Below are 19,317 nucleotides of genomic sequence, written 5' to 3' on the forward strand. Positions count from 1 at the left end.
ACCTTTTGCATTAAGATGGCTGTTTGTGACCTGCACCGAGATGCACCATGCTGCTTAACGTTTTACCCTCTTCGTATTGGCTGCTTATCTTACGCATCCTGGCCGCGACGCTTGGCGGCTATACAGTCGCTGCACTGTTCTCGGTGGCGGCGCTTGGCTTACCGCTAGATATCATGATGTCTCTGCGTATCGGCATGATGGGGAGCTTCATTATTTGGGCGGGTGTGGCGATCTGGTCGTTTATCACGCCAAGTTTGATACGTCTTTGGGGGGTTATCGGTTTAGCCATTTGCGGCCTTCTAGTGGTGGCTAACTATGGCGTCCACTAAGCGCAGCGTGAGGCGTAACATGGCTCAGCTGCACACATGGTGTGGCTTGTTAGCCGCTTGGCTGCTGTTTGCCGTTTTTCTGACGGGAACACTGAGTTACTTCAAAGAGAGTATCTCGTTTTGGATGCAGCCCGAACTACCGAGTGTCGCCGCGAACGCTGAGTGGGATAACCGACGTCTGGCTGATTACTGGCAGCACTATCTTGCTGAACATGCCTCATCGGCGAGAAGCTGGCAGATTACCTTTCCTAATGAGCGCATGTCGGTCTCGACAGCCGTTTGGTTTGGGGCGGATGGGAGAGAGCAGTCGGTACTTGACCCAACCACTCTGGCGTTGGTTACCCCGCGAGAAACGCGTGGGGGGGATTTTTTCTACCGATTCCATTTTCAATTGCATCACCTCCCCGCCGTTTATGGCCGCTGGCTCATTGGTATCGCCACCATGATGATGTTCGTGGCAATCATTAGCGGCGTGATAACCCATAAAAAAATCCTGCGCGACTTTTTTGCTTTCCGGCCCCAAAAGGGCGCCCGTAGCTGGCTTGATGCGCACAATGCATTTTCTGTGTTAACGCTGCCTTTTCAGCTAATGATTACCTATACCGGCTTGATAACGCTCATGTCGCTCTATATGCCTTGGGGAGTAGAACACGCGTTTCCCGATGCTGACGCGCGCCGCCAAGCGACCAGTGAACTGCATGCTTTTCCCCTCTCTGGCTCAGCCACGGGGCAGCCTGCAGCGTTATATGCCCTTAGTGAACTGGTCGATGATGCTGAAGCGCATTGGCAGAAGCCGGTGCAGTCCCTGAGGGTCAGCCACCCTGGCGATGCAGGCGCGCGTGCCGTGGTTTGGCAGAGTGCCCACGAGGCGTTGTCTGCACACCGCCCACAACGTATTTATGAGGCCAGTTCGGGCGCCTTGTTAGCAGAGACTCAGTCGCAACGTGTCGATGAACAAGCACACGGCGTCATGGTGGGGCTACATGCAGGCCGTTTTGCTAACTGGGGCATGCGCTGGATCTATTTTGCCTTGGGCGCTGCTGGGTGTGGCATGGTGGCAACCGGGCTACTGCTATGGACGTCAAAGCGTAAGCATAAGAAGGGCAGTGTGGTGGGGATGTGGTGTGTCGAGCGGCTTAATATAGCCACGCTGGCCGGCATGCCGATTGCCGTATTGGCCTTTTTAGCCAGCAATCGACTTTTACCGGTGGCGCTTAGTGGGCGTGCCCAATGGGAAATCCATTGCTTCTTTGCCGCCTGGCTGCTGGCGTTGCTACACGCTGTTTTAAGGCGCTCGGCCTCGCAGGCGTGGCGGGAGCAGTTAACACTGACCGTTATCTTGTTGCTTTGCCTGCCAATACTGAACCTCCTGGCTCCTTCCTATAGTGTTCTAGGTGATCTTGCCGCAGGTAATTGGCAGCGTGTTAGCGTTGACCTGATGTGCTTGGTCGGCGCGCTGACCATCGTCTGGCAGATGAAACGAGCTGCTAAAAAAGCGAGCACCCGTGTGCAGCCCATTCAGGTGGCGTCATGATGCTCACCACGATTCTGGCACTCTGTACGCTGGGTTTTGCATTAATTGCGCTGTCGGATAGCCGCCATCGACGCCGTTGTGGCCTTAAGCCTGTTCAACAAAAACCTTGGTTCTGGGCGGGCAGCGCGATACTCGGTTGGCCGCTTTGGTTGGCGATGGAAACCTGGAGCACAGGGCTGGCAATAACGCTATGGCTGGGCTGTCTAAGCATCTCGGCGGGAGTGGTATTTCTTGTTCTGGCGATGTTTGAGCGCTTCCGCCAGCAGCCGTAATTACCCCCGCCGCTGGCGATTCAATAAATAAACCAAATAGACGCCGCCCAGCCCGGCTGTTAAAACCCCGACGGGTAACGCCCCAGAAGGTAAGGAGTACTGAGCCGCTAAGTCTGCCGCTAACAGGAGCAGGGCTCCGACCACACCTGCCGCTAAGGGGAGCGGCCCAGGTTTTCGCCACAGGCGTAACGCCAACTGGGGCGCGGCAAGGGACACAAACGCAATCGGCCCTACCGTCGCGACCGCGCCACCCGCCAGAAAAGCCCCCATTAAGGCACTTAATAAGCGTGAGGCTGCCAGATTAACGCCGAGGCTTTTGGCGACAGGGTCGCCAAGCGCCATCAGACGCAGCCGGGGCGCTATCAGCACAATACCGGGCAGTAACAGCAAACACAGGCCAAGCATTGGCCAAAGATCGTGCCATTGGCGTCCTGCTACGCTACCGCTAAGCCAAATCATCGCGTCTCGCGCTTGCTCTTGGCCCAGCCAGGTCAAATGTAGCTGCACGCCTGCTAGGGCTAAGGCATTGATAGCGATGCCAGCAATAATCATTGAAGAGGGGTGGCGAAAACCGCGCCCAGAGCCGCTATAGACCGCCAGCGTGCCGATGATCGCGCCCAGCGCGGCCCCCGTTGTGGTAGACATAATGCCCACCAGCCAACTGCTTGCCAGCAGTGCTCCCAGGCTAGCGCTGGCAGTAAGGCCGATAATATCGGGACTGCCTAACGGGTTGCGGGTGATGCCTTGAAACAGGGCACCCGATACACCCAGCGCAAAGCCAGCACACAGCGCGACGAATGCCCGTGGTAAGCGCAGCGTAAACGCCTGCCACTGTTCAAACGGTGTCGCATTACCTTGGATAAGGTGCCCAAGCGCTTCCTTGCTAAGCCCTTGGCTTCCCAGCATGAGAGAACCCAGTAATAGCCCTAAAGCGATGATGCTGGCCAACACGTAGGGGGCTAAAGCACGGGGTGGCAAAAGACAGGGTGGCAAACGCCAGGGGAGCAAAAGACGGGAGGCTGGCAGTAACGTATTAAAGCGTTTCATCATAACTCACACACCGCGCTGGTTAATGCGCACAGCGACTAACAGAAATGGCGCGCCTAGCAGCGCTGTCAGAATCCCTGTCATGATTTCAGAAGGGCTTAGCAAAAGGCGTGCGAGCAGGTCTGCAAGTATCATCATCAGGGGGCCCATCACTAGCGCGATGGCAAGTTGCCAATAAACGTAATGACCGGCAATTTTTTTGGCTAATAACGGCACGGCTAAGCCCACGAAGGCGATAGGGCCCACCGTGGCGGTTGAAATCGCCGCTAGCAGCGCGCTACCGCTAAGCACCGCCAGCCTTAAACAACCCGCATTCAGTCCCAGCGCTTTGGTCACGCCGTCACCCATTTGCAGGACGTGCAAAAAGCGCGGGAGGATAAACGACAGGCCTAGCCCGACCGCTATCCAGCCCAATAGCCGCTGAGCCTCATCTAACGTATGCCCATTGATGGACCCAACGATCCAGAAGCGATAGTTGGCAAATAAGGCGGGGTGAGTAAGGGTGATGGCTTGTACGTAGGCAAAGAGAACGGCGTTAAGCGCCGCCCCTAACAGCAGCAAGTGCGATGGGTCATGCTGGCGATAAGCGCTCTGCACTCCGACTAAAACAGCCACGCAAAGCGCCCCAGGTAGCGCTAACCAAAAAGCGCCTGCAGGCAACGAGCCAAGCACCAAACCAGCGGTGACTAGAGACGCGGCTGCGCCTGCATTGATACCTAGAAGCCCAGGCTCAGCCAGCGGGTTGCGAGTTAAATTTTGGAGCAGTGTACCGGCGACAGCAAGCGCCGCGCCGGTAGCGATGGCGAGCAGTGTGCGTGATAGGCGTGCTTCCACTAAGTCGTTGGCGTAGCTAGTGTCTAGCGCTTGAAGTGCCCGCCATACTTGATAAGGGGAGAGGTGTTCTGCTCCCACCGAGAGATTGACCCAGCCAAACAGCAGTACCGCCCCCATTAGCCCGACCAGCCAGCGTGTTCGTTGCCGTAAAGAGGGAAATAGGCCGTTCTCCATACCCGCTCCAGCATTCATCGCTGTTCTGCTGCCTCGGCAAGGCGTGGCAAGAGCCGCTCGATCATCCATTGAGTCGCTAGTGGCGAACCGGCAGAACTAGCCACGATTAATGGCTGATCGGTTAGCGCCAGATAACGGCCATCTGAAATGGCTGGCAATGAGGCAAACAGCGGTAGCTCAGCGACTCTATCGCGCTGCTCTGCGCTGTGATACCAAGAGACCACTAAATCGACATCTTCGAGCATGGGCAGATGTTCAAACCCTAGGTAGTGCGCAAAGTGATTACCGCTTGGAGAAAGGCCTTCAACCGTTGGTGACAAGTGAAGCCCAAGGCCTGTCAGTGTGCCAACACGAGGGTCGTCTGCTAAATACACAGAGACGTTTCCGGAGGCTGGGTCGGGCCGAACATAAGCAAAAGTGGTCTCCGCAAGACTTGGATAAGACTCGCCTGCAGTCCTCAGTGATGTGTCGAGATGACGTATTAAAGCAGCGCCTTGTTCCGGCACGCCAAGCGCTTGTGCAATACGTTCAATCTGCTCATCAACAGAGGTGAGATAAGGGCGCTCTGGGTAAGCGACAATGGGCACCAGTGGCGACAGCAGATCATAAATAGCGTCTGGAACACCACTGGAAGGTGCCAGAATGACATCCGGCTCCAGCGCGAGCAGTGCTTCAACATCCAGCTCGGGGTATTGCGTAATCGTCGTGGGGAGCGGCGCTGCTTGTGCTTCCAGAGCGTCTCGTACCCATGGCCAATAGCCGTCTTCATCGCCGCCCCACTCCGCACGGCTGACGCCTACCGGCACCACGCCAAGTGAAAGAGCAATATCATCAGCACCAACGCCAAGGGTGACGACGCGCTGCGGTGGCTCGTCAATGGTGGCTGTTCCCAGTGGGCTTGGGATGACAACGGGAAACCGATCGGCATCAGCCACTGCCCCCGTCATGGGGGCAGCCGCAATTAACAGGGTGATTAATGAGCGTAACAGCATCAGCTTCTCACCAATCCCAGTTGATTGACATAACGGCACTACGCGGTTCGCCAAGCCAGTACTGGCTGTAGAAACCAATTTGCTCGTAGTAGTCCTTGTCAAACACGTTGTTGATGTTCAACTGCGCGCTTAATTGATCGTTGAAGCGATAGCGTGCCATCAGATCAGCAACGGCGTAAGCATCTTGCCCAACCTTAACCTGGCCATTGGGGCTGGATGTGTTCCGCCAAATATCGCTTTGCCAACGTGCCCCGCCGCCCAATGTTAAGCCACTCCATGCACCCGGCAGTTGGTAAGTGGTAAACAATTTGACCTGTTGGCGCGGATGGGTCGTGTTAGTCCGCTCGCCGTCGGAATTTTCTGCATTGGCTAGCGTGTAGCTGGCGCTCACATTCCAGCCAGAGGCCACTTCGCCAATCAATTCGACTTCAATGCCATTGACCTGATTACCATCAACACTGCGGTGGGCGGACGTACCCGGCTGGCCGATCACATCAACGCCAGGAATAGCTTCGGCCACACCGTTCTGCTCTGTTCTAAACAGTGCAATACTGCTATCCAAGTGGCCGTTCAGAAGGGTTGCCTTAGCCCCCAGTTCATAGCTGCGACCCTGAATAGGATCAAGCAGAGAGCCATCCTCACGGCGGGCATTCTGAGACTGGAAAATCTCGGTATAACTCGCGTAAACAGAGGCGTAGTCATTAATATCGTAGATAATGCCTGCATAAGGCGTTATTTCGTTGCTATATCGGTACTGCCGCTCAGATCCATAATAAGTCTGATCCAATTCCCAATCGCTCAGGCGTGCACCAAGAATGAGATTAAGCGGGTCACTCAACGAAAAGCGCGACACCATAAAGCCGCCGCTTTGCGTTACCTGCATATTATCTGAGCTGTTGAATTGCCCCCATTGAGGCTTGGCCACCACACTGTCTCGCCAATTAAGGTAACTACCCGCGGAAGGCGGCGTGCCAACCGGGGTGGCCAGTTTTATCTCAAAGTCATCTTCGTTATGCATCCAGCCAAAGCCCAGCTCGTGTTGGCGGCCAAATAAGCTGAAATCACCTTCGGCCGTCACGTTAACGGTTTGTTGAGTGCGGTTGCCGCGGTAATTTAAGAAGGAGCTGGACATACCAAGGCCTGTCTCCCTGTCTGGGAAACCGCCGCGATAAAGGTACTCTAGGCCATAGTTACCATCGTTATGGCTGACCGCGGCGCGTAACGTCCAGCCGTTATCCAGTTGGTGGCTAAGGTCAGCGAACACGCGAGTGGTCTCGTTGTAAAACGTTGACCAGTCGGTGTTGTTAGATGCGCTGCGGTCAAAGTCCGTGCGGCTGCCGTCAGCATAAAAAGCCGGGACACTGGCCCCCGCGCCGAGCGTCTCGTTGTGCTGATATTCAACCCCTACGGTTAATTGAGTAGCGGGGGTAAGCTCGCTACTGATAACACCGTAAAGCGTCTCATGGTCATCTTCGAGATGAGAGATAAAACTATCGTTCTGGTCTTTGGCGACGACAAAGCGGGCCCCTGTCGTGCCATCGCTGCTTAATGGGACAGACACATCCGCGGTGACGCGGCGCCGGTCCCAACGGCCGATGCCTGCGGAAACAGAGGCAGCCGCTTCGGACAACGGGCGTTTGCGAATAAAGTTAACGCTTGCCGAAGGTTCGCCAGCGCCGGTCAATAAACCGGTTGCCCCGCGCACTACTTCAACACGATCATAAATCGCCGCATCCCAGTCGGTATCGCCAAAATTCCAAAAACCGCTGAGCGGAATGCTGAGTCCGTCAAACTGCACGCTACGGATTGAGAAACCACGCGCGGCATAGCTAATTCGGTTGCTGTCAGCTCGGCTTGGCGAAACGCCGGGTACTTGGGCTAAAACATCACCGCCTGTCTGTACCGCACGGTCGTCGATCTGCTGGCGAGTAATAACACTTGTTGATTGGGGCGTCTCGCGAGGCGTTAATGACAGCCCGACCGCACTGCGGCTGGCGGGAACTGTATAGCGTTGAGTGCCTTCACTGCTGGTGCTGAGGCGCTCACCGGTCACTAACACATCATCCAGTGTTTCGTCAGGAGCTTCAGCGAAGGCAAGCAGAGGGTAGCAAAGAATAAGCGCAGTGCATTTTGATCTATATGAAAGGGGCATGGAGCGGTTTTCCAAAGTGGATGTTGCCAATAGTTAATATTTCATAATGAGAATTATTCCACTTATGCTGGACGGGCGGTTATGCTCACCGCGCAATTGATTATGCGCAAACGTCAGCCGTATCGCTTCAGGAGCGCTCAAGGGAACTTTCTGTCAAAGCACCCGGTGAAATGCCGTAGTTTTTCTTGAATGCAGTAATAAAGTTGCTGGCATGACGGTAGCCGCTTAAATGTGCCGCTTGTTGAACGCTGTGGCCGCTCAGCAGCAGCTCGCGGGCTAGCGCAAGCCGACGCTTGCGCAAATAGTCGATAGGCGCTAGACCGTAAGCCATCTTGAAATGCCGCATTAGCGTACTTGGGCTCATGGCCGCGCGATCCGCTAAGCGTTGCAGCGTGTGGTCAAACGACGGCTCTTCATCCAGCCAGCGGCGTATCAGCGCCAAGCGCTGTCGATATAGTGCGCCACTGTCAGCCGTATATGGCGAACGGCAGTCCAGCCCCTGGGCGATGATTTGCAGTGCCAGTCCTTGAAAGCGCATGCGTTGCGACTCATCGCTACTGGAAGCACAGCACGCTTCATCGATGGTGAGCTGTAATCCAGGACTGAGTTGCCAGACATGGGGGGAAGTCGATGAAATGTAAGAACCATACCAAGCCTGCATCGCTGGTGCGTCGAGCGATAGGCATAGCGTGCGAAGCCGTTGATTAGCAGGATGAAAAGCGCTTAGCGTTAAACCTGTGTCCAGCCTTAGCCAGCAAGCTTCCCCTGCCGTTATCCAACGCTTTTGGCCATCAATATCGAAATGTGCGCAGCCCTCTAACATCACCACAATCAGCAGGTCGGTATTGCCCTTAGAGAACGATTGATAAGGTCGCAGCACATCCAAATCGGAAATAAAAAGCTCCACACCCGCCGCTAGGCTAACTTCTTCTACACGCCCTTGGGCGATTGATGTTTTCGGCGTGCAGGCAGCGTTGGAAGTGATGGGAAAGCAGTAATCGATACTGTATCGGCGTCCGTAGCCTAAAAAATGATCAACGGTATAGCGGGTGCTAATGGTCACGTGGTGTGTCTCAACCTGGTGTAGAAACAAAGGTTCAACAAACAGCCTTATTTAAAAGACGCGCACAAATAGTAATGTGTTTTATTTCTATTTGATAGTAAATGCTAAGTGGGAGTTTTGTTGCACTGTTTTGGTGCGATTAAAGGGTTGGTTAATTGGCGTGGTGCAATTTTGGTGCGAATAAGGGAAAGTCGGTATTTTTCAAGCTATTGAATAATAATGACTATTTTTTCTATTCACCATTTTGGTACGGCGGTTGCGCTGCATTGCTTCAAATAGGCGTGCTCGGTTTCGATAGTCTGGGAGCGTTGTTCCAAATCCTGCACCGTCGTTTCTGTTGAGCGCTCCCACTGATCGAGCCAATGGAGCCCCCATGGAACTGACCCCACGAGACAAAGATAAGCTGCTGCTATTTTCTGCTGCCCAGCTTGCCGAGCGCCGCAAAGCACGCGGCCTAAAGCTTAATTACCCCGAGGCTGTCGCGCTGATCAGCTTTGAAATTATCGAAGGTGCCCGTGACGGCAGAAGTGTCGCCGACTTAATGAGCTACGGCCGTGAAATCCTTAGCCGTGATGACGTCATGGATGGCGTGGCGGAAATGGTGGATGAGGTGCAGGTAGAAGCCACCTTTCCGGACGGCACCAAACTTGTGACCGTTCACACGCCAATCAACTAGTCGTCAGCAACCAGGAGGCTGCCATGATTTCCGGCCCAATGATTCCAGGACAGTACCAGTTAAAAGACGGTGATATTGAGCTATGCGTGGGCCGCGAGCGGATTAGCGTCGAAGTGGCCAATACCGGCGACCGCCCCATTCAGATCGGCTCTCACTACCACTTCGCTGAAGCCAACCCCGCGCTGGTATTTGATCGTAGCAAATCCCGTGGCTTTCGCTTAGATGTGGCAGCGGGCACCGCGATTCGCTTTGAGCCAGGCCAGACCCGCGAGGTCACGCTAATTCCCTTCGTTGGTAAGCGCGAAATTTACGGCTTCCGTGGCGATGTGATGGGTACGCTCGATGGAGATAAACAATGAAGCCGGTTAACAAAATCAGTCGGCAAGCCTATGCCGATATGTATGGCCCCACTGTGGGCGACCGCGTGCGCCTGGGCGATACCGAACTGTGGATCGAAGTGGAGCAAGACGCTACCCACTACGGCGATGAGGTGAAATTCGGCGGTGGTAAGGTCATCCGCGACGGCATGGGGCAAAGCCAGCGTAACGACGCCACGGTGATGGATACGGTGATTACCAATGCGCTGATTTTAGACTGGTGGGGCATTGTTAAAGCCGATGTCGGCCTGCAAAACGGGCGCATTGCCGCGATTGGCAAGGCAGGCAACCCCGACACCCAGCCCGATGTAGATATAGTGATTGGCCCCGGCACTGAAATTATCTCAGGCGAAGGCAAGATTCTCACCGCTGGAGGTATCGACGCGCATATTCACTTTATTTGCCCCCAACAGGTAGAAGAAGCGCTGATGAGCGGCGTGACCACCATGCTGGGAGGCGGCACTGGTCCTGCAACGGGCTCTAATGCGACAACCTGCACTCCCGGTGCCTGGCATATTGGCAAAATGCTGCAAGCGGTGGACGACCTGCCGATGAATATTGGCCTGTTGGGTAAAGGCAACGCCAGCTTGCCGGAAGCGTTGGAGGCGCAGCTGGAAGCCGGTGCCATGGGGCTTAAACTCCACGAAGACTGGGGCACCACGCCTGCTTCCATTGATACCTGCCTCAGTGTGGCAGAAAAGTATGATGTGCAGATCGCAATCCACACCGACACACTCAACGAATCCGGCTTTGTGGAAGACACCCTGGCGGCGTTTAAAGAGCGTGGCATTCACACCTATCACACCGAAGGGGCAGGCGGCGGTCACGCGCCGGATATCCTGACCGCCTGCTCAAAAGAGTACGTGCTGCCGTCTTCCACTAACCCGACGCGGCCTTATACGGTTAACACCATCGACGAACACCTGGACATGTTGATGGTCTGCCACCACTTGGACCCCAACATTCCCGAAGATGTGGCCTTTGCTGACTCACGTATTCGCCGTGAAACGATCGCCGCCGAAGATATTCTCCACGACTTGGGCGTGATCTCGATGATTGCCTCGGATTCCCAAGCCATGGGGCGAGTGGGCGAAGTGGTCTGCCGTACCTGGCAAACGGCCCATAAAATGAAAGTGCAGCGCGGTTTATTGCCCGAAGATGAAGCATTGGGCGCTGATAACCTGCGCGCCAAGCGTTATATCGCCAAATACACCATTAACCCTGCGATTACCCATGGCATTGCCCATGAGGTGGGCTCCATCGAAGTTGGCAAACTGGCTGATTTAGTGCTCTGGAAACCGGCATTTTTCGGTGTAAAGCCCTCGCTGATTTTAAAAGGCGGCATGATTGCAGCGGCGCCCATGGGCGACCCCAATGCGTCGATTCCCACGCCTCAGCCGGTGCATTATCGCTTTATGTTTGGGGCGTTTGGAAAGGCCGCCAGCCAAACGCGGCTCAACTTCGTAAGCCAAGCAGCGATTGACGCAGGCATTAAAGAGCGGCTGGGCCTGCAGAGCACGCTTTCCGCCTGTAAAAACGTACGCGGCGTGCGCAAAAAAGATATGAAGCTCAACGACGCCTGCCCAGAACTCACCGTCGACCCGCAAACTTATGAAGTGCGCTGCGATGGCGAGCTACTTACCTGCGAGCCCGCCACCGAACTGCCGCTAGCCCAGCGTTATCACTTGTTCTGATTGACGCAATACGAGGAGCGCCGAGAGGTAGGACTACGTGAGGGCGCTGTGAATACATCCTTGTACGCTACTTTTGCCATCCATGGCAAAAGACCCTCACTTCGACCTACCTCCGGCTAGGCGTTGGGTGGTTTTAATAGGAAGAGATAGATGCTGAAACTGATAGAACGTTTAGGGCCGGTGGAAGAGAGCACCGCCAGCGACACGCTGACGCTGCCCTTTGAGCTGCGCATTCGCGGGCGCCTAAAAGCCCAAAGCGATAGTGGCCGCGATCTGGGGCTGTTTCTAGACCGTGGCCCAGTGCTGCGCGATGGCGAAGGCTTAAAAGCGGAAAATGGCGAAGTGGTGCGCATACGTGCCGCCATCGAGCCGATGGTGACCGCGCGAGTTAGCACCGGCTTACCCCTGGCGCGGCTGGCGTACCACCTTGGCAACCGCCATGTACAGCTGGCGCTGGGCGAAGACGAGAAGGGTGGCTGGGTGCGTTTCCCACCCGACCATGTGCTAGAAGAACTGGCGGAACTACTGGGGGCTGAGCTTGAGCACCACAACGCCACCTTCGATCCAGAACCAGGGGCCTATAACCAAGTAGGTGGCGGTGGGCACTCTCACGGACATTCTCACGGGCATTCTCATGGTCATGGGCACTCCCACGACCACGCTCATGACCACGCTCATGACCACGACCATTCACACGCGCATGAGCATCATCATGCCCACTGAGTATGCCGCACCAGAAAGCCATGACTTAGCCCTGCTAGGGCTAATGCAGCTGGTCAGCCCCGCGCTACCCATTGGTGCCTTTGCGTTTTCCCAGGGGCTGGAAAGTGCCTTTGAACTCGGCTGGGTAAGTGATGAGAAAAGTCTGGCTGAGTGGCTTTCGGGCGTACTGGAAGATGGCCTAACCCGCTGTGAACTGCCGCTGATCGCGCGCTTTTACACTGCCCTTGAGCAGCATGACAGCGATGCAATCGCTCAGTGGGACGAGTGGTTGGCGGCCACCCGCGAAACCGCTGAATTAGCCGCTGAAGATAGCCGCTTGGGTGCTTCGCTCAAGCGCCTGCTGGGCAGCCTGGATTTATTACCCCGCCAGGATGAGCGAAGTGAATGCTGTCTGCCGCCTTTATTACCTGCCCATGCAGGCTATGTGACGCTATTTAGCTACGCCGCTTTTATGCGCCGTGTGCCCCCGCGCCAAGCGCTATTAGGGTTTGGCTGGGCGTGGCTGGAAAACCAGCTGGCAGTGGCCTGCAAAGCACTTCCCCTGGGCCATACCGCCGCCCAGCGGGTGATTGAACAGCTGCGCGGGGAACTGGTGGCGGCCGTCGATCAGGCACTATTGCTGAAAGATGATGACCTTGGCCCGGTACTGCCCGGCGTGGCGCTGGCAAGCGCTCTGCACGAAACACAATATTCACGCTTGTTTAGAAGTTAAACGCTTATGAGTAGGAGATGACAATGACGCACTGTTTACGTGTAGGTGTGGGTGGCCCGGTGGGTTCCGGCAAAACGGCACTGCTTAAGCAGCTTTGTTCGGCACTACGGGATTACTACGATATCGCCGTCGTAACCAACGACATATATACCCGTGAAGACGCCGACTTTCTGCTCAAGCACGATGCGCTGCCTGCTGACCGCATCTTAGGTGTGGAAACCGGCGGTTGCCCGCATACCGCCATTCGCGAAGATGCCTCGATGAACCTGGCGGCCATCGATGAGCTACACGCTCGCCATCCAAAACTAGAGCTGGTACTAGTGGAGTCCGGCGGTGACAACCTCTCTGCGACGTTCAGCCCCGAGCTTTCTGACCTCACGCTGTACGTGATTGACGTTTCCGCAGGCGATAAGATCCCCCGTAAAGGCGGGCCAGGCATTACTAAGTCAGACCTGCTGATTATCAACAAAATCGATATTGCCGAACAGGTTCATGCATCGCTTGAGGTGATGGAGCGGGATTCGAAGAAAATGCGCGGCGAGCGTCCCTTTGTGTTTACCAACCTCTACGACGGGGTTGGGCTTGAGGAGATCATCCGTTTTATTCTCGATAAAGGCATGTTGGATGAGCGTCGGCCCCAGGCGGCAACAGCATAATCGGTAGAAAGTTGCTGCAATAAAATAACAAGTACTCGCTAGCAGTGGCTTGCCAAGTGGCAAGCCACTATGTCGAGCGGGTTTGTCGCTCAGCCAATAACAAAGCAGCGCGCCGTGCCAACGGTGACAGTTCATCATCCTCACGTTTCAGTGAGGCCACCAGGCGCTGCTTCATTGGTCTTGCCCAGAAGGTTTCCAAGTGTCGACAGATGGCTGTTGCCGCCGTTTCTTCGTCGTGGCCGCCGCGCAAGTTCACGGCGATTTGGTTAATCATGTGAATCAGGTTTTTATCGTTATGCGTCGACATTGAGTGTCTCCTCAGCCGTGGGCAATCGCCGTTGTAATGGGGCGGTGGTAAATCAAGTGGCGACCAGGTCGCGCAAAGCCTGCCAGTAGTAAGCCTGACGCTTGGGCCTGCTCCACGGCCAGCGCGGTGGCCGCCGAGACAGCCACCAGTGCGCCGATGCCCGCGCTAGCGCACTTGTGCACCATCTCGTAGCTGGCGCGGCTGGTGACTAGCGCGAACCCTTCTTCTAGAGGGGCAGCCTCGCGGGCGAGCGCGCCGATCAGTTTGTCCAACGCGTTGTGGCGGCCAACATCTTCGCGTAGTCGTTGGATACGACCCTGGGTATCGCACCAGGCGGCACCGTGGCTAGCGCCAGTGGCTGCTTGCAGCGGCTGGTGGGTGGCCAGTTGCTGCAGGGAGCGCTGAATGGCGGCATCGCTAAGCGACGGTGCCACGACAGAGGGGATCGGACGAATGGCTTGTTCCAGGGCTTCGGTGCCGCACAGGCCGCAGCCGGTACGCCCTGTTAGGCTGCGCCGCCGCTGTTTGAGCTCAGCTATCCGTTGGCTGGCAATGGTGAGGTGAACGGTGAGGCCCTGAGGCGCTTCGTGGATATCGAGGTCATAGCACTCGGTGATATTGGCCAGGATACCTTCGGAAAGGCTGAAGCCGAGGGCAAAATCCTCAAGGTCGGCGGGGCTTGCCATCATCACCGCATGGGAGATGCCGTTGTAGACCAGTGCCACCGGCCTTTCCAAGGCCAGTAGGTCCTCCTGAGTATCGGTGTACCAGCCGTTAGCGCCACGGCGCACCTCCACCGGCTGGCGCGCTACCGCGTCGCGTGTGTGGTGGGTGCTCATGGCGCCTCCTGATGAGCGTTGGCCAGGTGGTCACGCTGAATCAGGTCGAAAGTGTTAAAGCGCTGCTGCCAGGCGGAGGGTTGGCTGACTTTTTCCACCTGCACCGCCGTGACCTTATATTCCGGACAGTTGGTGGCCCAGTCCGAGTTATCCGTCGTGATAACGTTAGCGCCGCTGCCGGGGTGGTGGAAGGTGGTGTAGACCACCCCCGGCTGCATGCGTTCGCTGAGCCTTGCGCGTAGCACCGTCTGCCCCGAGCGGCTGGTAATACCCAGCCAGTCGCCGTCACGCACGCCGCGCAGTTCCGCATCTGAAGGGTGCAGCTCCAACACATCCTCGTCGTGCCAGCGCTGGTTGTCGGTACGCCGGGTCTGGGCGCCCACGTTGTATTGGCTGAGAATCCGCCCGGTGGTGAGCAGTAGTGGGAAGCGGCGGTTAGCGCGCTCTTCAGTGGCCACGTACTCGGTAATCGCAAAGCGCCCTAGGCCAATGGGGAAGTCAACCTCGTGCATGGTTGGCATGCCCAACGGGTACTCGGCGTTGCAGGGCCACTGCAGGCTGCCGCGTTCCTCCAGCTTGGCGTAGCTGACGCCCGCAAAGCTTGGCGTTAACTGGGCGATCTCGTCCATGATCTCGGACGGATGGGTGTAGTGCATCGGGTAGCCCAGCGCATTGGCCAGGTCCTGAGTGATTTCCCAGTCTTCCTTGCCAGCAAGCGCAGGCATTACTTTGCGTACCCGGTTGATGCGCCGCTCGGCGTTGGTGAAGGTGCCGTTTTTTTCCAGAAAGCTTGAACCGGGCAGCAGCACGTGGGCGAACTTGGCCGTTTCGTTGAGGAAAATATCTTGCACGATCAGGCAGTCCAGCGAGCGTAGTGCGGCCTCAACATGCTGGGTGTTGGGGTCGGATTGGGCGATGTCCTCGCCCTGCACGTAGAGCGCTTTAAAGGTGCCTTCGATGGCGGCGTCGAACATATTGGGAATGCGCAGCCCCGGCTCGTCGTCGAGCTTCACGCCCCACACGGACTCAAAGCGGCCGCGGGCGATGGGGTCGGCCACGTGCTGGTAGCCCGGCAGCTCGTGGGGGAAGGAGCCCATGTCGCAAGAGCCCTGCACATTGTTTTGACCGCGCAGCGGATTCACGCCCACACCTTCCCGGCCAATATTGCCGGTGGCCATGGCTAAGTTGGCAATGCCCATCACCATGGTGGAGCCCTGACTGTGTTCGGTCACACCCAAGCCGTAGTAGATCGCGCCATTAGCTGCTTTAGCATAGGTGCGCGCCGCTTGGCGTACGGCTTCGGCGGGCACGCCGGTAATCGCTTCGCTGGCCTCCGGGGAGTGGCGTGGCTCACTGATAAAGGTGCGCCAGCTGTGATAGGCCTCGGTATCGCAGCGTTTGGCCACGAATGCCTGGTCTTCCAGGCCTTCGGTGACCACCACGTGCCCCAGCGCGTTGATCAACGCCACATTGGTGCCCGGGCGCAGCGGCAGATGTTGGGCCTCGCTCATGTGCGGAGTCTTTAAAAGGTCGATGCGGCGAGGGTCAGCGACGATCAGCTTCGCGCCTTGACGCAAGCGTTTGCGCATCAGCGAACCAAACACCGGGTGGGCGTCGGTGGGGTTGGCGCCAATCACGATAATCGCATCGGCCTGCATTACCGAGTCAAAGGTCTGGGTACCGGCGGATTCGCCCAGCGTGGTCTTCAAGCCGTAGCCAGTGGGCGAGTGGCAGACCCGCGCGCAGGTGTCGGTGTTGTTGTTGCCGAACGCGGCGCGAATCAGCTTCTGCACCAGATAGGTCTCTTCGTTGGTACAGCGCGATGAAGTGATACCGCCGATGCTCTCGCGGCCGTGCTCGGCCTGAATCGCTTTCAAACGGCTGGCGGCAAAGCTGATTGCCTCTTCCCAGCTGGCCTCGCGCCAGGGTTGGTCGATGCTGTCGCGGATCATCGGTGTGGTCAGGCGATCCGGGTGGGTGGCGTAGCCAAAGGCGAAGCGGCCCTTGACACAAGAGTGGCCATGGTTAGCGTCGCCGCCCTTGTAGGGCACCATGCGTACCAACTGGTCGCCTTTCATTTGCGCTTCGAACGAGCAGCCCACACCGCAGTAAGCACAAGTGGTCACGACGCTGTGCTCGGGAACACCGTGGTCGATGACGCTCTTTTCCATCAGCGTGGCTGTTGGGCAGGCCTGAACGCAGGCACCGCAGGAAACACAGTCTGAATCCATGAACGAATCCGCCTGTCCCGCTGACACCTTGGATTCAAATCCGCGGCCATCGATGGTCAGGGCAAAGGTGCCCTGCACCTCTTCGCAGGCGCGCACACAGCGTGAGCAGACGATGCATTTTCTAGGATCGAAACTGAAGTAGGGGTTGGTTTCGTCTTTGACGGCTTCAAGATGGTTCTCGCCTTCGAACCCGTAGCGCACTTCGCGCAGCCCTACACTACCGGCCATGTCCTGCAGTTCGCAGTCGCCGTTGGCGGGACAGGTCAGGCAGTCCAGCGGGTGGTCCGAGATGTATAGCTCCATCACATTACGCCGCAGCTTGGCCAGACGTTCGTTCTGGGTGGTCACCTTCATACCTTCAGCCACCGGTGTGGTGCAGGCCGCGGGCATGCCTCGTCGTCCCTCTACTTGTACCGCGCACAACCGGCAGGAGCCGAAAGGCTCCAGGCTGTCGGTAGCGCAGAGCTTGGGGATATTAATATCCGCCAGCGCGGCGGCGCGGAGTACCGAGGTGCCCTCCGGCACGCTGATGGTCACGCCGTCAATATTGAGGCTCACCAAGGCAGCGTCAGCAGCCAAGGCAGGGAAAGGCGTACCGAGGTCTTTGGTGACCTCAGCGTTGCTAGAGTGCTGACGGGGGTCGAAATGGTTAATCATGAGTTATCTCCGTTCGCCGTCCGCTGAAAATCATCAGGAAAATGCGCTAGGGCGCTTTGTACTGGAAAGGGCGTCATACCACCCATGGCACAGAGCGAGCCATCCACCATTGTTTCGCAGAGGTCATGGAGCAGGGCGAGGTTGGCCTCGCGGTTTTGGTTGGAGCGGATACGGTCAATTACCTCCACGCCACGGGTTGAGCCAATACGGCAAGGTGTACATTTGCCGCAGGACTCCACCTTGCAGAACTCCATCGAGAAACGCGCCTGTTCAGCCATGTCGACGCTTTCGTCAAACATCACTACGCCACCGTGGCCCAGTACGGCGCTCTCAGCAGCAAAGGCTTCGTAGTCCAGCGGTAAGTCCCACTGAGATTCCGGCAGATAAGCGCCTAGCGGGCCGCCCACCTGCACGGCGCGTAGTGATTTGCCGCTTAGCGTGCCGCCGCCGAATGTCTCCATCAGGGTGCGCAGTGTGGTACCGAACGCCAGCTCTACCAGTCCGCCGTGCTTAACGTTGCCCGCCAGTTGCAGTGCCAGCGTGCCTCGCGAGCGCCCCATGCCATGGGTGGCGTAGGCCTCGGCGCCTTCGGCAAGAATGAAGGGTACGGCAGCCAACGAGAGCACGTTGTTGACCACTGTGGGGCGGCCAAATAGCCCTTCAATGGCGGGCAGTGGTGGCTTGAAGCGAACCAAGCCGCGCTTGCCCTCTAGACTTTCGAGCAGGGAGGTCTCTTCGCCGCAGATATACGCACCAGCGCCCAGGCGTACTTCCAGGTGAAAGTCGCGGCCGCTGCCCAGTAGGTTATCACCCAGGTAACCGGCTTGTTCGGCGCGGGCAATCGCCTCGTCAAGAATCTCCTTGGCGAGCGGATATTCAGAACGCAGGTAGATATAGCCCTGGGTCGCCTCCACCGCGAGCCCGGCAATCGCCATGCCCTCGATCAGCATGTAAGGGTCGCACTCCATTACCAGCCGGTCGGCGAAGGTGCCGGAGTCGCCTTCATCGGCGTTGCAGACGATATATTTCTGGTCGGCGGGTGTGTCGAGCACGGTCTGCCACTTGATACCGGTGGGGAAGGCGGCCCCGCCGCGCCCGCGCAGGCCGGAGGCTTTAACTTCCTCGACAATATCCTGCGGTTCGCGTTGTACGGCTGACTCCAGACCATAAAAACCGCTGTGGGCGCGATAATCCTCAATCGACAGCGGGTCAGTAATGCCGATACGCGCGAAGGTCAGGCGCTGCTGACGGGCGAGGTAGTCAATCTCCTCTGTGGGCCCCAGCGCCAGGGGATGGCTGACGTTACCCTCTAACAGGCCGCTATCGAGCAGCGCCGCGACGTCGTTGACGGTGACTGGGCCATAGGCGAACCGCCCGATAGGCGTCTCAACTTCCACCAGCGGCTCAAGCCAAGCAAGCCCGCGGGAGCCGTTGCGCACCAGGGAAATCGATTGGCCTCGGGCGGCCACCTCTTTTACCAGTCGGTTGGCGACGGCATCGGCACCCAGGGAAAGAGCGGTGGTATCGCGAGGGACAAAAATGCGGATGCTCATGCGATTATCTCCAGCGGCCGGGTTTGCAGCTCATCCAACAGTGCATCAAAGGCCTCTGGGGTTACCCGTCCGCGCACGCTGTCGTCCACGCGGATGGACGGCCCGCAGGCACAGTTGCCTAGGCAGTACACCGCCTCAAGGGTGATTTCACGGTCGCTGGTCGTCTGATGGTAATCGACCCCTAGGCGCGTCTTAGCATAGGCTTCGAGCTGGCGTGCGCCCGCCGCCTGGCAGGCCTCGGCGCGGCAGATCTGAACCACGTGGCGGCCTGGCGGCGCGGTGCGAAAGTGGTGATAGAAGCTGATGACACCGTGTACTTCGGCGCGGGTTTGATTGAGTGCTTCAGCGATGATGGGGACTGCTGCCTCGGGGATAAACCCGAAACGATTTTGGAGGGCATGGAGGATCGGCAGTAGGGCGCCGGGCTTGTGCTTCAGGGCGTCGACTTCGGCCTGAATAGCCTGTGGCGCCCACTCCTGGGAATGGTTCATGGTG

19 protein-coding genes are annotated in these 19,317 nt (G+C 57.3%); 9 read left to right on the forward strand and 10 right to left on the reverse strand.

Features of this window, described 5'->3' with window-relative positions:
• The first annotated feature begins 47 nt into the window (after positions 1–47).
• Genes K7H08_RS09895 through K7H08_RS09905 form a run of 3 tightly spaced genes read left to right on the forward strand, consistent with a single transcriptional unit; the run spans position 48 to position 2,135 of the window.
• Positions 48–329, forward strand: coding sequence for a hypothetical protein (locus tag K7H08_RS09895; protein ID WP_231657801.1), 282 nt, complete (start codon positions 48–50; stop codon positions 327–329).
• A 19-nt stretch (positions 330–348) separates the two neighbouring features.
• Positions 349–1,863, forward strand: a complete 1,515-nt coding sequence (locus K7H08_RS09900) for a PepSY-associated TM helix domain-containing protein (RefSeq protein ID WP_231657802.1) — start codon at positions 349–351, stop codon at positions 1,861–1,863.
• Positions 1,860–2,135, forward strand: coding sequence for a DUF3325 domain-containing protein (locus K7H08_RS09905; RefSeq protein ID WP_231657803.1), 276 nt, complete (start codon positions 1,860–1,862; stop codon positions 2,133–2,135). Before K7H08_RS09900 ends, K7H08_RS09905 begins: the two co-directional genes overlap by 4 nt.
• On the opposite strand, the gene K7H08_RS09910 is transcribed toward K7H08_RS09905, so the two are convergent.
• From K7H08_RS09910 to K7H08_RS18470, 5 genes are all read right to left on the reverse strand, one after another.
• Complete coding sequence (locus K7H08_RS09910) at positions 2,136–3,185, reverse strand: FecCD family ABC transporter permease (protein ID WP_231657804.1); 1,050 nt, start codon at positions 3,183–3,185, stop codon at positions 2,136–2,138.
• Positions 3,186–3,188: 3 nt separating this feature from the next.
• On the reverse strand, positions 3,189–4,190 hold the full coding sequence (locus K7H08_RS09915) for a FecCD family ABC transporter permease (RefSeq protein WP_231657805.1): 1,002 nt from the start codon (positions 4,188–4,190) through the stop codon (positions 3,189–3,191).
• 14 nt (positions 4,191–4,204) lie between these two features.
• Positions 4,205–5,182 carry an iron-siderophore ABC transporter substrate-binding protein gene (locus K7H08_RS09920; protein WP_231657806.1) on the reverse strand — a complete coding sequence of 326 codons (978 nt, stop codon included), beginning with the start codon at positions 5,180–5,182 and terminating at the stop codon, positions 4,205–4,207.
• Between the two features lie 7 nt (positions 5,183–5,189).
• Positions 5,190–7,334: a TonB-dependent alcaligin siderophore receptor FauA gene (gene fauA / locus K7H08_RS09925; RefSeq protein WP_231657807.1), complete on the reverse strand. Its 2,145-nt coding sequence runs from the start codon at positions 7,332–7,334 to the stop codon at positions 5,190–5,192.
• 127 nt (positions 7,335–7,461) lie between these two features.
• Positions 7,462–8,397, reverse strand: a complete 936-nt coding sequence (locus K7H08_RS18470) for a helix-turn-helix transcriptional regulator (RefSeq protein WP_231657808.1) — start codon at positions 8,395–8,397, stop codon at positions 7,462–7,464.
• A 373-nt stretch (positions 8,398–8,770) separates the two neighbouring features.
• Between K7H08_RS18470 and K7H08_RS09935 the strand changes: the two genes are divergently transcribed.
• The 6 genes from K7H08_RS09935 to ureG all read left to right on the forward strand — a co-directional run bounded on the left by K7H08_RS09935 (position 8,771) and on the right by ureG (position 13,235).
• Positions 8,771–9,073 carry an urease subunit gamma gene (locus tag K7H08_RS09935; RefSeq protein ID WP_009723133.1) on the forward strand — a complete coding sequence of 101 codons (303 nt, stop codon included), beginning with the start codon at positions 8,771–8,773 and terminating at the stop codon, positions 9,071–9,073.
• Between the two features lie 38 nt (positions 9,074–9,111).
• Positions 9,112–9,432, forward strand: a complete 321-nt coding sequence (locus K7H08_RS09940; protein ID WP_198348903.1) for an urease subunit beta — start codon at positions 9,112–9,114, stop codon at positions 9,430–9,432.
• Positions 9,429–11,144 (forward strand): urease subunit alpha, encoded by a 1,716-nt coding sequence (gene ureC / locus K7H08_RS09945; RefSeq protein WP_231657809.1) that lies wholly within the window; start codon positions 9,429–9,431, stop codon positions 11,142–11,144. The genes K7H08_RS09940 and ureC overlap by 4 nt, the downstream gene beginning before the upstream one ends.
• Positions 11,145–11,294: 150 nt before the next feature.
• Positions 11,295–11,867, forward strand: coding sequence for an urease accessory protein UreE (locus tag K7H08_RS09950; protein ID WP_231657810.1), 573 nt, complete (start codon positions 11,295–11,297; stop codon positions 11,865–11,867).
• Positions 11,857–12,579 carry an urease accessory protein UreF gene (locus K7H08_RS09955; protein ID WP_231657886.1) on the forward strand — a complete coding sequence of 241 codons (723 nt, stop codon included), beginning with the start codon at positions 11,857–11,859 and terminating at the stop codon, positions 12,577–12,579. The genes K7H08_RS09950 and K7H08_RS09955 overlap by 11 nt, the downstream gene beginning before the upstream one ends.
• Positions 12,580–12,602: 23 nt before the next feature.
• Entirely contained in the window at positions 12,603–13,235 is a 633-nt protein-coding gene (gene ureG / locus K7H08_RS09960; protein WP_038479289.1) for an urease accessory protein UreG, read from the forward strand.
• 67 nt (positions 13,236–13,302) lie between these two features.
• Here the strand turns inward: ureG and K7H08_RS09965 are convergent, their stop codons facing one another.
• Genes K7H08_RS09965 through K7H08_RS09985 form a run of 5 tightly spaced genes read right to left on the reverse strand, consistent with a single transcriptional unit; the run spans position 13,303 to position 19,313 of the window.
• The gene (locus K7H08_RS09965; RefSeq protein ID WP_231657811.1) at positions 13,303–13,542 is read right to left on the reverse strand and encodes a formate dehydrogenase subunit delta; all 240 of its coding nucleotides are present in this window, start codon (positions 13,540–13,542) and stop codon (positions 13,303–13,305) included.
• An 11-nt stretch (positions 13,543–13,553) separates the two neighbouring features.
• Positions 13,554–14,381 carry a formate dehydrogenase accessory sulfurtransferase FdhD gene (gene fdhD / locus K7H08_RS09970; protein ID WP_231657812.1) on the reverse strand — a complete coding sequence of 276 codons (828 nt, stop codon included), beginning with the start codon at positions 14,379–14,381 and terminating at the stop codon, positions 13,554–13,556.
• Positions 14,378–17,269: a formate dehydrogenase subunit alpha gene (gene fdhF, locus K7H08_RS09975; RefSeq protein WP_231657813.1), complete on the reverse strand. Its 2,892-nt coding sequence runs from the start codon at positions 17,267–17,269 to the stop codon at positions 14,378–14,380. Before fdhF ends, fdhD begins: the two co-directional genes overlap by 4 nt.
• A complete protein-coding gene (locus tag K7H08_RS09980) occupies positions 17,266–18,822 on the reverse strand; it encodes a formate dehydrogenase beta subunit (protein ID WP_231657814.1) in 1,557 nt (518 codons plus the stop codon). Before K7H08_RS09980 ends, fdhF begins: the two co-directional genes overlap by 4 nt.
• Positions 18,819–19,313 carry a formate dehydrogenase subunit gamma gene (locus tag K7H08_RS09985; RefSeq protein WP_231657815.1) on the reverse strand — a complete coding sequence of 165 codons (495 nt, stop codon included), beginning with the start codon at positions 19,311–19,313 and terminating at the stop codon, positions 18,819–18,821. Before K7H08_RS09985 ends, K7H08_RS09980 begins: the two co-directional genes overlap by 4 nt.
• Positions 19,314–19,317: the final 4 nt, after the last annotated feature.

The organism is Halomonas sp. IOP_6, assembly GCF_021151565.1.
GTDB lineage: Bacteria > Pseudomonadota > Gammaproteobacteria > Pseudomonadales > Halomonadaceae > Vreelandella > Vreelandella alkaliphila.

Coding starts and splice junctions, on each gene's coding strand:
- K7H08_RS09895 (WP_231657801.1), top strand. CDS start 48: ATGCTGCTTAACGTTTTACCCTCTTCGTATTGGCTGCTTATCTTACGC.
- K7H08_RS09900 (WP_231657802.1), top strand. CDS start 349: ATGGCTCAGCTGCACACATGGTGTGGCTTGTTAGCCGCTTGGCTGCTG.
- K7H08_RS09905 (WP_231657803.1), top strand. CDS start 1,860: ATGATGCTCACCACGATTCTGGCACTCTGTACGCTGGGTTTTGCATTA.
- K7H08_RS09910 (WP_231657804.1), bottom strand. CDS start 3,185: ATGATGAAACGCTTTAATACGTTACTGCCAGCCTCCCGTCTTTTGCTC.
- K7H08_RS09915 (WP_231657805.1), bottom strand. CDS start 4,190: ATGGAGAACGGCCTATTTCCCTCTTTACGGCAACGAACACGCTGGCTG.
- K7H08_RS09920 (WP_231657806.1), bottom strand. CDS start 5,182: ATGCTGTTACGCTCATTAATCACCCTGTTAATTGCGGCTGCCCCCATG.
- fauA (WP_231657807.1), bottom strand. CDS start 7,334: ATGCCCCTTTCATATAGATCAAAATGCACTGCGCTTATTCTTTGCTAC.
- K7H08_RS09935 (WP_009723133.1), top strand. CDS start 8,771: ATGGAACTGACCCCACGAGACAAAGATAAGCTGCTGCTATTTTCTGCT.
- K7H08_RS09940 (WP_198348903.1), top strand. CDS start 9,112: ATGATTCCAGGACAGTACCAGTTAAAAGACGGTGATATTGAGCTATGC.
- ureC (WP_231657809.1), top strand. CDS start 9,429: ATGAAGCCGGTTAACAAAATCAGTCGGCAAGCCTATGCCGATATGTAT.
- K7H08_RS09950 (WP_231657810.1), top strand. CDS start 11,295: ATGCTGAAACTGATAGAACGTTTAGGGCCGGTGGAAGAGAGCACCGCC.
- K7H08_RS09955 (WP_231657886.1), top strand. CDS start 11,857: ATGCCCACTGAGTATGCCGCACCAGAAAGCCATGACTTAGCCCTGCTA.
- ureG (WP_038479289.1), top strand. CDS start 12,603: ATGACGCACTGTTTACGTGTAGGTGTGGGTGGCCCGGTGGGTTCCGGC.
- K7H08_RS09965 (WP_231657811.1), bottom strand. CDS start 13,542: ATGTCGACGCATAACGATAAAAACCTGATTCACATGATTAACCAAATC.
- fdhD (WP_231657812.1), bottom strand. CDS start 14,381: ATGAGCACCCACCACACACGCGACGCGGTAGCGCGCCAGCCGGTGGAG.
- fdhF (WP_231657813.1), bottom strand. CDS start 17,269: ATGATTAACCATTTCGACCCCCGTCAGCACTCTAGCAACGCTGAGGTC.
- K7H08_RS09980 (WP_231657814.1), bottom strand. CDS start 18,822: ATGAGCATCCGCATTTTTGTCCCTCGCGATACCACCGCTCTTTCCCTG.
- K7H08_RS09985 (WP_231657815.1), bottom strand. CDS start 19,313: ATGAACCATTCCCAGGAGTGGGCGCCACAGGCTATTCAGGCCGAAGTC.